This window comes from Pseudomonas sp. GW821-FHT02H09 (genome assembly GCF_059421425.1).
The window spans coordinates 104,731-117,993 of record NZ_JBWKVA010000021.1 but is presented as its reverse complement, the minus strand read 5'-3'; the positions used below and the strand labels follow the sequence as shown (position 1 = coordinate 117,993).

Annotated in this window: 14 protein-coding genes and 1 pseudogene; all 15 read right to left on the bottom strand. The window is 57.3% G+C overall.

The genetic code is table 11. The features are described from left to right. Nucleotides 1-10: 10 nt before the first annotated feature. On the bottom strand, nt 11-949 hold the full coding sequence (locus AC07VR_RS24980) for an acetaldehyde dehydrogenase (acetylating) (RefSeq protein ID WP_495012881.1): 939 nt from the start codon (nt 947-949) through the stop codon (nt 11-13). 36 nt (nt 950-985) lie between these two features. After that, nucleotides 986-1,186, bottom strand: a complete 201-nt coding sequence (locus tag AC07VR_RS24975; protein ID WP_008157144.1) for a 2-hydroxymuconate tautomerase family protein — start codon at nt 1,184-1,186, stop codon at nt 986-988. Nucleotides 1,187-1,202: 16 nt separating this feature from the next. Then, nucleotides 1,203-2,006 (bottom strand): 2-oxo-3-hexenedioate decarboxylase, encoded by an 804-nt coding sequence (gene dmpH, locus AC07VR_RS24970; RefSeq protein ID WP_495012880.1) that lies wholly within the window; start codon nt 2,004-2,006, stop codon nt 1,203-1,205. Between the two features lie 11 nt (nt 2,007-2,017). Further along, on the bottom strand, nt 2,018-2,800 hold the full coding sequence (gene dmpE / locus AC07VR_RS24965) for a 2-oxopent-4-enoate hydratase (RefSeq protein ID WP_495012879.1): 783 nt from the start codon (nt 2,798-2,800) through the stop codon (nt 2,018-2,020). Between the two features lie 10 nt (nt 2,801-2,810). Continuing rightward, nucleotides 2,811-4,271, bottom strand: a complete 1,461-nt coding sequence (locus AC07VR_RS24960) for a 2-hydroxymuconic semialdehyde dehydrogenase (RefSeq protein ID WP_216743071.1) — start codon at nt 4,269-4,271, stop codon at nt 2,811-2,813. An 18-nt stretch (nt 4,272-4,289) separates the two neighbouring features. Then, entirely contained in the window at nt 4,290-4,994 is a 705-nt protein-coding gene (locus AC07VR_RS24955; protein ID WP_495012878.1) for a class II aldolase/adducin family protein, read from the bottom strand. Further along, on the bottom strand, nt 4,991-5,854 hold the full coding sequence (locus AC07VR_RS24950; protein ID WP_495012877.1) for a VOC family protein: 864 nt from the start codon (nt 5,852-5,854) through the stop codon (nt 4,991-4,993). Before AC07VR_RS24950 ends, AC07VR_RS24955 begins: the two co-directional genes overlap by 4 nt. 190 nt (nt 5,855-6,044) lie before the next feature. After that, on the bottom strand, nt 6,045-7,280 hold the full coding sequence (locus AC07VR_RS24945) for an MFS transporter (RefSeq protein WP_495012876.1): 1,236 nt from the start codon (nt 7,278-7,280) through the stop codon (nt 6,045-6,047). An 86-nt stretch (nt 7,281-7,366) separates the two neighbouring features. After that, nucleotides 7,367-8,314: a SphA family protein gene (locus AC07VR_RS24940; protein ID WP_495012875.1), complete on the bottom strand. Its 948-nt coding sequence runs from the start codon at nt 8,312-8,314 to the stop codon at nt 7,367-7,369. A gap of 184 nt (nt 8,315-8,498) precedes the next feature. Continuing rightward, nucleotides 8,499-9,452 carry a fumarylacetoacetate hydrolase family protein gene (locus AC07VR_RS24935; RefSeq protein ID WP_495012874.1) on the bottom strand — a complete coding sequence of 318 codons (954 nt, stop codon included), beginning with the start codon at nt 9,450-9,452 and terminating at the stop codon, nt 8,499-8,501. Between the two features lie 10 nt (nt 9,453-9,462). Then, complete coding sequence (locus AC07VR_RS24930; protein WP_495012873.1) at nt 9,463-9,840, bottom strand: YciI family protein; 378 nt, start codon at nt 9,838-9,840, stop codon at nt 9,463-9,465. Continuing rightward, on the bottom strand, nt 9,833-10,765 hold the full coding sequence (locus AC07VR_RS24925) for a VOC family protein (RefSeq protein WP_495012872.1): 933 nt from the start codon (nt 10,763-10,765) through the stop codon (nt 9,833-9,835). Before AC07VR_RS24925 ends, AC07VR_RS24930 begins: the two co-directional genes overlap by 8 nt. Before the next feature lie 15 nt (nt 10,766-10,780). Continuing rightward, entirely contained in the window at nt 10,781-11,095 is a 315-nt protein-coding gene (locus AC07VR_RS24920; RefSeq protein ID WP_495012871.1) for an NIPSNAP family protein, read from the bottom strand. Next, nucleotides 11,089-12,009, bottom strand: a pseudogene (locus AC07VR_RS24915) (NAD(P)-dependent oxidoreductase); the annotation flags it as partial. The gene AC07VR_RS24920 and the pseudogene AC07VR_RS24915, both read right to left, overlap by 7 nt. Nucleotides 12,010-12,828: 819 nt before the next feature. Next, entirely contained in the window at nt 12,829-13,203 is a 375-nt protein-coding gene (locus AC07VR_RS24910) for a hypothetical protein (RefSeq protein WP_495012870.1), read from the bottom strand. Nucleotides 13,204-13,263: the final 60 nt, after the last annotated feature.

Sequence of the window (13,263 nt, the reverse complement as noted above, 5' to 3'; positions counted from 1 at the left end):
GTCGGTCTCCTCAGGCGTTCAGCATCGACTGCGCCATGCGCTCGGCGGTGGCCAAGGCAGCGGAGGTCATGATGTCGAGATTGCCGGCGTAGGCTGGCAGGTAATGGGCGACACCTTCGACTTCGAGGAACACCGAAGTCTTGAGCCCGGAGAACTTTCCGAGGCCGGGGATGTTCAGCGGGGCGTCTTCCGGGATCACGTCGAACTGGACCTTTTGCTTCAGGCGATAGCCCGGTACATAGGCCTGTACGGCGGCAGCCATCTCGACGATAGAGGCTTCGACCAGCGTCTGATCGGCGGCTTCGGACAGCACAAACACCGTGTCGCGCATCATCAAAGGCGGTTCGGCCGGGTTCATCACGATGATCGCTTTGCCCTTGGCCGCGCCGCCAATCACTTCGATGGCCTTGGAGGTGGTTTCGGTGAACTCGTCGATGTTGGCGCGGGTGCCGGGGCCGGCGGATTTACTGGCAATCGAGGCGACGATTTCGGCGTAATGGACCTTGGCCACTCGCGATACCGCCGCGACCATCGGAATGGTCGCCTGGCCGCCGCAGGTGACCATGTTGACGTTGAGTTGATTGAGATTCTGTTCCAGGTTGACCACCGGCACGCAATACGGGCCGATGGCCGCAGGCGTCAGGTCGATCAGGCGGATGTCGGGTTTGATCGAGCGCAGGAAGGCGTCGTTCTTCACATGGGCGCCGGCCGAGGTGGCATCGAAGACGAAATCGATGTCCTTGAATACATCCATGCGGGTCAGGCCTTCGACGCCTTCATGGGTCACGGCTACCCCCATGCGTTCGGCACGGGCCAGGCCGTCGGAAGCCGGATCGATACCGACCATGGCGGCCATTTTCAGGTGCTTGCCGTGACGTAAAATCTTGATCATCAGGTCAGTGCCGATGTTGCCCGAGCCGATGATGGCGACGCTGATTGGATTGCTCATTGTTATTGTGTCCTGTCGTTGCACACAGCCTGGGGATCAGGCGTTACCACGCCGGCGTTCGGCAAGGGTCTTGCCACCTGCGGCCCACTGGGTTTCGGGAATCTCTTGAAGCAGCACGCGTACGCTTTCTACTGGCACATCGAGGCTTTGCGCGATGGCCTGGGTGACGTTGACCAACAGTGCATGCTTCTTCTCTTCACTGCGGCCCTCGGCGAGATGGATCATGGCGATAGGCATGGTCGATAGCTCCGGTTCAACGCTGGCTGGACGAGGTAAAGCGCATGGAAACGCTGCCCAAATGCTGGTAGCGCACGGTGATGTTGTCCCCGGCAGCAACGGCAATGGCCTCGGTGATGCCACCGGTCATGATGAAACAGCCCGCCGGCAGTTCACGCCCCTTGGCCCCGAGCATGTTGGCCAGCATGGCGACGCTCTGCGCCGGGTGCCCGAGCACCGCGGCGCCGGCACCGGTGGCGACTACTTCGCCGTTCTTTTCCAGCACCACACCCAGGCATTTAAGGTCAATGCCCTGCACGCCACTCATTTGTCCGCCGGTGACGAAGCGTGCCGAAGAGGTGTTGTCGGCAATGACGCTCTTGAGATCGAAGCGGAAGTTCTCGTAGCGCGAGTCGATCACTTCAACTGCCGGCAAAATAAAATCGGTAGCCGTCAATACGTCGCCAACATGCACGCCCGGTCCCTTGAGCGGATGCTTGAGGACGAAGGCGATCTCGGCCTCGACCTTGGGATGGATCAACCCGTCAACATCGATAGCCGCGCCGTCCAGACAAGAGCCGTAGTCCGTAAGGAAGCCGTGGATCGGCTCAGTGACCCCCATCTGCTTCATCTTTGCGAAAGAAGTCAGGCCCATTTTCAGGCCAGCGATTCGTACACCGCGGGACTCCTTGCGCTGGCGAATGGTGTCCTGAATGGCGTAGGCGTCTTCCCAGTCCATGTCCGGGTGGGCATCGGTAATTTTGGCCACGGCCTCACGGTTGAGCTCGGCGTTTTCCAAGTGTTCGGCCAGTTGCGCGATTGTGCTTGCAGAGAGATTCATAAAGGTATCCTTCAAACGAAACGAACGGAGGCCGAGCCGATGCCGCCCAGGCTGATGCGCAATTGATCACCCGCCTGGACCGGCACCATGGCGGCCAGTGAGCCGGAGAGAATCACTTCGCCCTTGTTGAGTCCGATGCCAAGCTGACCGAGTTTGTTGGCCAGCCAGGCCACGGCGTTCGCCGGATGGCCGAGGGCTGCGGCACCCGCACCGGTAGCGACCACTTCACCATTTTTTTCCAGGGTCATGCCGACACAGGCCAGGTCGACGTCACGCGGGGCCACGCCCTGCCCGCCCAGGACGAAAGCCCCGGCGGAGGCGTTGTCGGCGACGGTGTCCTGGATGCGGATTTTCCAGTCACGGATGCGCGAATCGACAATCTCAAAGCACGGCATCACATAGTCAGTAGCCCGTAAAACATCAGCCACGGTGATACCAGGGCCATGCAGGTCTTCCTTGAGCACGAAAGCGATTTCGCCTTCGGCCTTGGGGGCGATCAAACCGTCGATGGCGATGGCGGCGCCGTCGGCATAGAGCATGTCCGAGAGCAGATGACCGAAGTCCGGTTGATCGACGCCGAGCATGTCCATCACCACTTTGCTGGTGACACCGATCTTTTTTCCGATGACTCTCTGGCCGTCGTCAAGGCGTCGCTGGATCATCGACAGCTGTACCTCATAGGCCTGCTCCAGCGTCATGTCCGGGTAGGTGTCGGTCAGCGGCGCCAGAGCCTGGCAGTTGCTGAGGGCCTGGTGCAGTTGCTGGCCGAGAACGTGGATCTCTTGCTTATTCATGAATGGCTCCTTACAGCCGCACGCAGACGTTGCGCAGCTCGGTGTAGAACTCAAGCGAATGCACGCCCCCCTCACGGCCGATACCCGACTGTTTGGCGCCGCCGAAGGCGGTACGCAGGTCGCGAAGGAACCATGAGTTGATCCAGCAGACACCCACGTCCAGCGCGCTGCCCAGGCGATGGGCGACCTGCAGGTTGCTGGTCCACACGCTGGCCGCCAGGCCATAGGGTGTGTCGTTAGCCAGACGGACGACTTCTTCTTCGGTATCAAAGGGGGCGATATGGCAAACCGGGCCGAAGATTTCCTCGCGCACCACGGCCGAGGTTTCCGAAAGACCAGTCCAGATCGTCGGCTCGAACCAGGCCCCTTCGGCCAGGTGTTCCGGTACCTGGGCAATGCCACCGCCGTGAACCACCGTGGCACCGTCGGCGACCGCCTGACGGCAATAAGAGAGAATTTTTTCGCGGTGACCGAGCGAGATCACTGGTCCCATGGTGCTGTCGTGCTGGTTCGGGTCCCCCACTTTGATGCCTTCTGCGTGGGCCTTGAATGCAGCGACAAAGCGCTCGAACAGCGGACGCTGCACGTATATGCGCTCGGTCCCCAGGCAGACCTGACCGCTGTTCTCGAACACGGCGCGCCCCAATCCTTTGACGGCCTTTTCCAGGTCCGCATCGGCGAAAACGATGCCTGCGTTCTTGCCGCCCAGTTCCAGCGATACCGGGCGGATACCCTTGGCTGCGGCCTTCATGATGATCTCGCCCGTGCCGGTTTCACCGGTGAAGGTGACACCATTGACCTCTGGGTGAGCGGTGAGGAAGGCACCAGCCGAGTCACCGCCGAAACCATGCACCACGTTGTACACACCCGGTGGCACGCCGGCTTCATTCATGACTTCGGCGAGCAACGTGGCGGTTGCCGGGGTCTCTTCGGAGGGTTTGACCACGACAGTATTGCCACAGGCCAAGGCCGGCCCAACCTTCCAGGTCATCAGCAACAGCGGCAGATTCCAGGGACAAACAACAGCGATGACACCACGCGGTGCTCGCACGCTGTAGTTCACTGCCTTGCCACCGTCAGGGGTGTCCATCACGAAACTTTCGGTCGGCACATTCTTTATCAGGTCGGCGAATACCTTGAAGTTGGCCGCACCACGGGGAATGTCCAAATGTCCGGCCAAAGCGCGGGGTTTACCGGTATCGGCCACTTCGGCAGCCACAAACTCTTCATGGCGACGCTCGATGCCATCCGCCACCTTATGCAACAGGGCCGTTCTCTGGGCCACGGTCATGCTGCCCCAAGGGCCTTTCAATGCATCACGCGCAGCTCGTACGGCGGCATCGACCTCAGCTTTGCCGGCCTCATGCACCAAGCCGATCAGACTGTTATCGGCCGGGTTTCGGTTCTCGAATGTACGGGCGCTACTCACCCATTCACCATTGATGAAATGGCGGAATTCTTTCGCAGGCATAAGGTATTCCTTCTTGTTTTAGAGTGTTGGAGCGCTGGTTTCGGGGTCGCCCGCCGTCAGGTATTCCCACATGCGCTCGTAAATTCGGCCGCTGGTGACAGCCCGTCGTGCGCAGGCCTGTGCGTCGAGTACCGGCCCTTGAACGGCAAGACCTGTGCTGTGCAGTTGCAATTCAATTCGCGCGGCGTCTTCCAGGTACCAGGTCAGCGTCAACGCTTCGATCAGTGACGCGCCAACGACGATGGCGCCGTTGCCACGCATGACCAGGGCGTTTCCCTGTCCTAATTGATTGGCCAGGGCGCTGGCCTGTTCGTCGCTGCGCAGCAGCTGCGGGTCGTCCCACAGCGGGATTGGCGACTGGAAATAGCTGCCCATTCCATGGCGAGGACGGGGTGTGAGCCTTGCGCAAGACAGGGTCATGACCTGGGCAGGCATGCTTCGAATCACTGCGTGGACATCCGGGCGGCGACGGTATATTTGCTGGTGGATGCGGACTTCACCCAGCACTCCGTCGGGCAATTCACCTTTGATCGGCACCACAATTCCTGGCTCGCCCGGCCGGATCAAACCCATCGGTTGCGCTGCGCAAACCAGAAAGTGCTCCTCATCCAGCCGCAGGCTGCAGTGCCCGTAGGCATGAACCAGACCAGCGCGGGCCAAGGCGCGCGCGGCCACCCGTACTTGCGATTGCTGATCGCGGCTGGGAGTTGGCAAGCGATTCACGATTTGAACTCCGGAATGTCTGGCTTGGCGCCCCACACGCAGAATCCCGCACCCTCCGCCGGAAACTGGCGAGGCTGGTGGCTTGCATCATTCTCCGGAGAGATCAAGCTGACCCCTGTCGAGTATTCGTAGGTCATGCCGTCCGGCCCCTCGAAATAGAGGAACATCGCGCCCGAGGTGGGGTGGCGGCCCGGACCGAAGAGAATGCGAATGCCCCGCTCAACCAGGAAGTAATAGGCGCGCATCAAGTCATCGACGGTTTCCACCTGGTGGTTGATGTGTTGCACGCCGGGATGGGACGAAGGGAACAATGCTATTTTGTGGTGAACCTCGTCGATGCGCAGTAATGGCGCCTCGCCAATTCGGTCACTTACCCTGGCGTTTGCCAGCTGAGTCCAGAACAGTTCGTCACGCCGGGCATTCATGGTGCGCAAGCCAATGTGGCTGAAACCGGTGATGCCCGCATCGCGGCTTGGGAAATAGCGTCGCCCGCTGGCATGGGGACGCAACACCAGTTCGATGTTGTTGCCGCTGGGATCCTTGAAGCGAACGAAGTCGTCGACATAGCGCACTTCAGCGTCTGCACGCGAGCCATGCTGCACGTCGAATTCATGATGCTCGAGCAACACCGCTGCGTCTTCCAGATCTTGCGCCGTCCTGACCTCGAACGCTGTCGTGGTTTCCTGCGGATCGCCTTCGTAATAGCAGAGCGTGTGGTCACGACTGTCCGATCGGAAATACACCGCGCCGTTGGCTTCTCGGGCGACCTGCAGCCCGAGAACCTGAGTGGCGTAGCGACGCGCGTCATCCAGATTCGCGGTTCCCAACCGTATGTATCGAATGTCATGCAGGTTGATCATGAGGGATGTCCTCTTATTTATTGTTGTCTGGGATTCATCTTCCCGTTGGCCAATAAATAAAAGAAGCAAATATTAGTTATTCGCACTATCTGAAATGTTTATACAGATATCACCACCAGCCGCCTGTTTTCTGGAGCAAAAAAAATGCCCCGTATCAGTAGATACGAGGCATTGGCACCAACGGATTAGGTTACCCGATTGCCTCTTTGGCAATGTCTGAAGTGCCCATCAGCGTACTCCCCTCACCCAATGTTTTATTCCTTGGCATGGATATAACGAACAGTGCGGAAATAACGTAGAAGCCGGCACAGACCATCAATCCCGCTGCCAGGCTATAAAAGCTGGCAATGCCACTGAGCAGTACGGGGGCAAAAGCCGCCAGCCCTCGGCCCGCATTGAAACAGAAGCCCGCCCCAAGCGTTCGTACCCGGATGGGGTACATCTCGCTGAAGTAAGAACCAAACAACCCTGCGAACACCATGAAAAATGCGTACCCCGCCCCTATCCATATCAGCGATTGGGTCTGGGCGGTATAGACGTAGACCAGCGCCATCGTTGATGTGAGTAGTAGCGATATGACAATCGTAAGCCACTTGCCAATGCGGTCGGCGATGAAACCGAATACGTTCAGGCCAAAGAAATTCCCGAGATGGAGTACCGCCATAAAGCTGGTCATCGACGCCACACTCAAGCCACGGTCCTGTATCAGGTAGGTGGGCAGCCACGTGCTGACTCCCCAGGAGCCAAGCAATGCAAAGCTGGCTGCAAGAGACCCCAGCAAGGTGTTACGAAGTAGTTCAGGCGAAAAAATCTCGCTGACGGATATCCGCTTCGCTGCCGTTCCCTGAATATCGCGCTGAGCCTTCCAGGCCGGAGATTCCGGAATTAGAAAGTACACATAAATGATCGGCAGTATCACCGAGGCGCCGGACACGAAAAACATCAAACGCCATTCCGGCAGCATGAACTTTGCCGCCATGGCAGCCACGATGGCGCCAACCGGGAAGGCACTGATCACGAAGGATATGGCTCTGGCGCGTTGCGTGGATGGCCACGTTTCGACGATATAAGCCGAGAGGATCGTCCATACCCCGCCAAGCCCAAGACCCGAGATAAATCTCAAGCCCATCAGTACGTAGAGATCATGAGCGAATGCAAAGAAACAGGTCAGTGCGCCGAAGATTGCCAGCGATACCATCAATGCCCTGCGCCGGCCGAAGTTGTCGGAGTACCAGCCTGTGGCAACGCCGCTCACACCAATACCCAGCAATGTAGCGCTTGCCAGCGCTCCCACTTCATTGAGGCTCAGCCCCAGATCCTGACGGATAACGGGCAGAGCGAGCGTTAGCAGGATGATCTCCATTGCGTCAAAAAGGTAGGCGATAAATCCACCGATCAGTACATGCCACTTGGATATTCCAGTCACGATTTCACCTGATTTTAATTATTGGACAGTGATGTTCGCTCCAGGGCCGCCACGTTGTTTGTGGCGCCCTTGGAAAGAGGCAAAGTTCAGAATCGGTAAACGGCCTGCAGCCAGACTTTATTACCTTCGGCACGGTTCTCGACCAGCATCTCGTGCTGCACTTTCATGACAAACCCGATTGCCGGGGTCTGGTATTTGATCGAGGGGCCGATTGCGACGACCCGACCACGGTTACCATCCAGGTACGTCTGACCATTCTTCTCATCATCGCTGAGCTGCTTATACAAATAGCCGTTCACGCCCACTTGCCATTCGGGAGTGATGTTGTAGCCAATGTTGTAGTCAGCGTTGAACTCACGGCCGGAGCGATAGTGGGTAGCGGGGTTCTCACCATTTATCATATAAATGAGCTTGGCGCTGACCTCCAGTTTTTCCAACGGATAGGCGGTAAACGAATACCATGGCCCGTAAGCCCAGTAGTTTCGACCCGGGTTGAAAAGGCGGTCCTTGTCATAGGACCCGACGGGCGCAAATACATCCAGCGCGAATAATTGGCTGTACCGTGGAGAGCTCCACCCCAATACAAATGGAGTTACCGTCAGATCGCCGATGCCTTCTTGGTGATCGCTGCGATGAACTCGACCAGCAGGCGTATCGACATCGAACTTGACGTCGCCCTTGACAAAGGGCAAGGCAATGCGACTGGCTAGCTTGGCACCTAAAATCGAGTAGTCCTGATAAACATAATCCACTCGCATCGACAGTGCTTGAACATCAAGGTCAAAGTTGTGAATACCTTGTTTTTGATTGCCATCGCTATCCAGCGTTTTATTCGCACTGTAGTCGGACAAGTAGAAAAACTCGGTAAAGCCTGGCGGTGGCATCTTTCCCGCGAGGACCGTATTCACACCCAGTGGGTATGAGGTGCCGCCGCCTTCTGTTGCCTGGGCAAGCGGAACGAAAAAAAGACCTATGCAGAGGGTACTGATCCAGGCGTTTGACGCGCGATGGGTATTTGATCTTAGTGTGTTCATCTTATGTTCCATTTTTATTTTTGTATTACGGAGGAGAATTTTTTTTGAACTTTCAGCCCTAGCGTTACTTAAAAGCGGCTGGCAAATTTCAGGTGCAGCAATGCACACCGTCATTTGCCAGGACGCTGCAAACAGTTGAGTTATTCAACGGCCGGGCACTGATTGCCCGGCCCTCCGCGAGGTATTACCGAATAGTGGTTTCCAGCTCGCCGAGCCCTTCAATACAGACTTTCAAAACATCACCGCGGTCCAGGAATGTGTGGCTTTCCATGCCCACGCCTGCCGGTGTTCCCGTCAACAGAACATCACCGGGAAACAGATCGATGGTCTGGCTCAGATAGGAAATCTGCTCTGCAACGCCGTACATATGGTTGCGGGTATTGGAATCCTGGACCCACGCGCCGTTCCTCGACAACTTGATATTCAGGTTCTCGGGGTCTTTGACAAATTGCGCCGGCGTCAGGTACGGGCCCAGTGGGCAAGAACCCGTGAAGCATTTGTGGCCAATCCAGTCGAAGCGAAACGGCGAGCTGGGATCGACTTGCTCGCGACGCAGTCGATCACGCGCCGACAGGTCATTGGCGCAGGTGTAACCCGCCACATAGTCGAGCGCCTCTTCAACGGAGACACGCGACGCTCGCTTGCCGATCACCACCGCCAACTCGGCTTCCCAATCGAGCATGCGGACACCTTCCGGAAAGTCTACCGCTTGCTTGTGTGCGACCAGACTGCCGCGGCCGGGCTTGATGAAATGCCAGGGAGCAATGCCCTCGCTGCGCGGATCCAGCGACAGTTTCATGTTGAACGCACGGGCCATGGCTTCGACATGGTCACGATAGTTTGCTCCCGCGCAATAGATCGTGCCTGGACGTTCCAGGAACGGAGCAAAGTGCAACGTGGCAAGATCAAGCCGCTGCGACTCATAGAGCGCTGGCGCTTCAAACACTGCCACTGCAAGCTTTTGCAGCTGCGGATTGGACGTCTCCCAGCACTCGAGCAATGCATCGATGGAAGCTGCCGGCAACTCAAGGCCGATCTTGGCCACAAGCTGACCAAGATCATAGGCGTATTCGCCAACCAGCAGGCCGGTAGCGTTTGACTGGACATCCGTCCGATAGGTGAAAAGCTGATACTTCATGGGGCCACCATCACAGGAGCGAAAAGCGTTGGTTGGAAAAGCTGACGTGGAGCGTGAGGCCGCCTTCCATGAGCAGCCACTTGCGTACATCCACGTCATAAACGCCGTGGGCGATAAAGGGATCTGACTGGACAATGCGCTGAGCTTCGGCATGATCCGCCGCACGCAAAATGCTCATCCCCCCCAGCTCACCGGGAAGGGTCTGATCCGAAACAAAGGGCCCGGAAGCGAACAACTCGCCGCGTTGCTGCGCCAGAATCGCCCACTTCAAGTGGGCGTCCAGCAGCTCTGGTACGCGGGTCAGGTCCCGTGGCGTACGCATGACCACGAACAGCGGCTTGTTCAACATCCCTGCCAGCAGTTCCTTGGTCGTAGAGCTATCACTCATCACGTGCCGCCTCGAAGTTCTGAATGAATGCCTCAGGGGGTGGATTGGTTGCCCACACGGCGATCAGGTCTGGCGGTGCCCCGTCGATAGCCAGCCATTCGCTGTCATCTTCGGGAATGACATCGATGTCCCAGAAATATTCGACCATGCTGTCCCAAGGGTCGCGGATGTAATGAAAGTAGTTGGAGCCGGCCACATGTCGTCCCAGGCCAAAAGCGCTTTCGTAGCCCAGACTCATCAGGTGTTGAGCGCCCAGTTCGATCTCATCAATACCCATCACCTCAAAACTGAGATGATGCAGGCCGCTATGGCTGCTCTTGGCCAGACCCATTACATGGTGATCACCGCCACAGCCACACCGCAGAAAGGCGATCTTGTCCCCCGCGCGATCAGAGACTTTCATCCCTAGCACCCGGGTATAGAAGTCAATCGAACGATCAACATCGGTAGTGAATTTGATCAAGTGGCCCAGGCGCAACGGTGTCACTCGACGCAACTTCGAGGCCGGTGTGCACCCGCGCTGACCGATGCGGCGGTAACGGCCCGGGGTATTCAACTCTGGCGCCGGTAACGGAGCCATCGGCATGGACTCGGCCTCACTGACGTGTACCCAGTCGCCGGAGGGGTCACGAAACCACAGCCCTTCCTGCCCAATATCAAAAGGAGCCGGATGGATGACCACACCGTGGTAGCTCAGGTTTTCGCGAATAGTCTGCAGCCCCTCAGCATCGGTACCAAACGAGACATAGCTGAGGCGCTTTGTAGTGCCCGGCATCAGTCGCACTTGATCCTGGGCGCGCCCTTTGCAGCGCAACACCAAATGCTCACCTGCCATGCGGGCTTCGAGCCCGACAGCTTCGTAGAAGGAACGACCCACTTCCAGGTCTGGAACTGTCACGCCTACGTGTTGTAGAGAACGAATCATCTTGGATGCTCCTTCTTAACGAATAGGAGAAAAGGGTGCGGCGCTCAACAGTTCAACCTGCTGGGCAACCACCAGATGACCGTTCTTGCCGAGGAACATACGCCATCTTGGATCGCTGGACAGCGCCGCGCGGCGTTGGGCACGCTCCTCGTAGCTGGAATATCCCCACAACTGAATGACTCGATTGATGTCCCCAGTTTCCGGCTTGAAATAACCGATCAAGTTGCCCAGTGCCTCACCCTGAAGTGGTAGCCCCTCCTCCTCGTAAGCACGGAGGAATTCGTGCAGGGCGCCAGGCTTGAGTTGATAGGTACGTTGTTCAATCAGCATGTTGTTTTCTCTTTTTTGGAAGGTGCCTGGGAGTCGGCCTTGGAGTCGGCCTCAATTAGCTTGATCACTGCCGAGATATCTTCTTCACCGATGCCTTCTTCGATAGCCCTTAGAAAGTAGGGCTTGGCGGCATTGAACAAAGGCGCGGCGCTACCGAGTTGCTCGGATAGCTCACTGGCCATGTCGATGTACTTTTCCAGCGTGGCGAAAGGTCCTGGTGCCGGAAGGAAATGACGATCAGCCATCAGCGGTGCTCTTGCGCTGAACATCGTTGAGCCACCCGCGCTTTGGCGTATCACCTCAACCACCTGCTGTGCGCTGAACCCTGCTTTCACGCCAAGGTTTAGCGCCTCAGCTGCGGCCAAGGTGTGAATAGTCACGAGATAGTTGGCGATCAATTTCATCGCTACCGCGCACCCAAACCCACCAATGTGGAACTGGATGTCGGCGATCGCATCGAGCACCGGCTTGCAGTGCTCCACCAAGTCAGGATCACCGCCCAGAAACAAGGAAGCCTTACGTTGTGAAACCATTGAAGGCGTACCGCTGACCTCCGCCTCCAACACCCGAGCACCGCGTTGCTCGATACGCTGAGCCATACGTTGCTTGAAGGCTTTGTGGTAGGTGCCGATCTCAATGAGCGTGTGCTGCGTCCCTATGGACTGAAGCAGGCCATCTGGCCCCTCCATGATTCCCATGTGGGCCACTTCGCTGGGCAGGCAAGTGAGGATGAAGTTCGATTGCGCCGCTACGGCGGCTGGGCTTTCGAGCGCGATGCCACCCTGACGGATGAAGGCCTCGCGATCTCGACGTCGGTAACCGACAACGCGAAATCCGGCCGCAAGCAGGTTGGTTGCGATAGGAAGGCCAAGTTGGCCGATTCCCACCATACCGATGGTTATCACAGGCATTTTTTGCCTCTCTTGTTGTTGTTCTTTGACGCAAAGCTTGAAGCTCGGCTAGGCGCTAACCTAGGCGCAGCCGAGTTCGGGAGCAAACAGCCGGAGTAATGAATAAGTAGAAGCAAGCGTTATACGAAGGGTGGAATGGGCTCGATGCCTCAGCCAGGAGGCTGGAAAGCGATGACGCGAGAAGGCAGCAATCTGACCAAGATCGACTGGCCAGGACGCGTGGCTTTGCTGGCGAACTTGGTTGCTGTGCAGCTCACGCTGGTTTTCAGATTTTGGGTGAAACGCGTGAATGCGCGGTACGTAAATCGACTACCCAGCACCAGGAATGTCCTGTAAGGGGTTGCTGACGCAGAATACGTTCGATTTCTACGTCTACGTCTACTTCTGCCTTGTCGCCCTTCCCTCGCGGCTCACCTACCCGAACCCATTCTGAGATAAGTAAATGCCCCGCGCGGGTTACTACGTCGGTGACCTGAGTGAGTAGCATTGAAATATCAAGGTTGTGCATGGGGGACCTCGATGCCGAAAGGAGTTTGCGTCGTAAATTCGTTATGTTCGCATCGCACACCTTTGTAAAAGAAAATCGGTTTCACGCTCTCAAGATGGGCGGCTGTCGCGACCACCTTGCCCCCGCAGTTTCTTTCTAATACGGATCAAGGACTTGTAGCTCATTCTGCACGTGATCTAGAAAGGTCCCGGTATCGGCTGAGCTTTCCTTTCGCATATAGCACGCCGCCACCAAGGTAACCGGATGAACTCCCAGTACTGCACACAGTTCCTCTAGCTTCTCAAGCGTTGGGTGGGCGCCGAAGGTCTGAGCCATTACGCAAAATGGCTCGCCGGCGCGTCGGAACTGACGATGCCGAGAGAGTTCGCATAAGCACATGCTGACTCAAGACGCTCAAGAGGGATCTGCTCCTTGCGCACATCACGCTTCAGCGCGGTCACGGCCCTGAGCCTTGTCGCAAAGTCTCGTCGTTCTTCCAAATTGCGTTGTACGTAGAGGTGAGTTGCTGGGCCAGTGGCTTCAGCCCACTCCAGCAAGGCTGGCAGTTGAGAGTCCTGAAACTGGTGTTGATTGGGTGCTAAATGCTCTCGCAGGGTGCTGATACCAGGCGTAGGATTATTGTGATGACGGCTAATCACCCGTCGTTGGAAGGTCACTTCCAACCAATCGGCATTCACGCGCAAACGCAAGACATATACCGCTGCACTGTAAGGCCGCGCGCCCCTTCGCAGTACAAGGGCCGTGTTCTC